Source organism: Sphaerochaeta sp. S2 (assembly GCF_016406725.1).
Classification (GTDB): Bacteria; Spirochaetota; Spirochaetia; order Sphaerochaetales; family Sphaerochaetaceae; genus Sphaerochaeta.
The window spans coordinates 1-1,046 of sequence record NZ_JAEKNT010000444.1 but is presented as its reverse complement, the minus strand read 5'-3'; the positions used below and the strand labels follow the sequence as shown (position 1 = coordinate 1,046).

The following is a 1,046-nucleotide window of genomic DNA, read 5'->3' as shown; positions in this document are numbered from 1 at the left end:
GGATATAGTTCTGTCCATTCCTCATTTTCACCAGCAGCTGCTGCTTTTAAGTTCTCTAAAGTAGTGCCAATCTTTCCAGCTGGATACATTGCTGTAATCTCAACCCCTTCGCCTGAAGTTAAAAACTTAAAGAAAGTTTTTGCATGTTGCTCTTCATTCTCTGCAGTTTCTAAAAACAATGCCGATATTTGTTCATAACCTTCTTTTTTTGCAACCTTAGCATAGAAAGTGTAACGGTTCTTTGCTTGAGATTCACCAGCGAATGCTTTTAATAAATTCTTTTCTGTTTTTGTCCCTACGATATTAGACATAATTACCTCCTTAAATTCCTCTACTCTTTAATTATACCAAGAAATTACATTTAAAATCAAAAATCACGATATTAATTATGAATATTCTATATATTTAACATTTTTAAAATAATTGTGATATAATTTTTCATAGAATAGAAATTAGGAGGCAATTATGCATGATACATTAACACCAAACGTTCTAAAAGTAGAGTTTTCAAGAAAAGTAATTCAAATAAGAGCTTTAGTAGCACTTGGTAACAATCAAACAAAGAACAATCCTGGAAAAAAATATCAATTACTATTAGTGACTGCTGGTGGTAATATTACAGGTAAATATTGTGAACTTTTTTGCAGTGATGAAACATGTTGTGAGTTTAATAACACTGAATTTGATATTTCAAAGGTTGATGAGTTAGCAAATAAAGTACTCATTGATGCAGAAGCAGAGCTTGTAAACATCAAGCTTGTTGACAATGCAGAGTTTATCAAGCTTACTGATGTAACAATTGAAAGGAACAATCAAATTACAGAAGTTCCACAACTGAATATCTACGCAGATCAGATTATTGCTTTTTCATTAATAGAATCATAAAAAAACCTTGTTAACCAAGGTTTTTATTTTTTAGAAATTCTATTAATTGATCATAACTTATTGGTTTGCTGAAATAATATCCCTGAGCTTCATTACAATGTTTTTCCTGAATATATTCAAGTTGACTTTGCGTTTCAATACCTTCAGCAACAATGTTTAGG

The 1,046-nt window shown here is 30.6% G+C and carries 3 protein-coding genes; 1 reads left to right on the top strand and 2 read right to left on the bottom strand.

Annotated features, from left to right (window positions below; translation table 11 throughout):
- A partial coding sequence (locus JF818_RS12730; RefSeq protein ID WP_198892365.1) for a rubrerythrin family protein occupies positions 1-311 on the bottom strand: 311 nt, incomplete at its 3' end.
- Positions 312-465: 154 nt separating this feature from the next.
- Here JF818_RS12730 and JF818_RS12725 point away from each other — a divergent pair.
- Positions 466-885 (top strand): hypothetical protein, encoded by a 420-nt coding sequence (locus JF818_RS12725; protein ID WP_198892364.1) that lies wholly within the window; start codon positions 466-468, stop codon positions 883-885.
- Positions 886-895: 10 nt separating this feature from the next.
- Here JF818_RS12725 and JF818_RS16725 read toward each other — a convergent pair whose 3' ends face one another.
- Positions 896-1,039, bottom strand: a complete 144-nt coding sequence (locus JF818_RS16725; protein WP_370570342.1) for an EAL domain-containing protein — start codon at positions 1,037-1,039, stop codon at positions 896-898.
- Between the last annotated feature and the right edge of the window lie 7 nt (positions 1,040-1,046).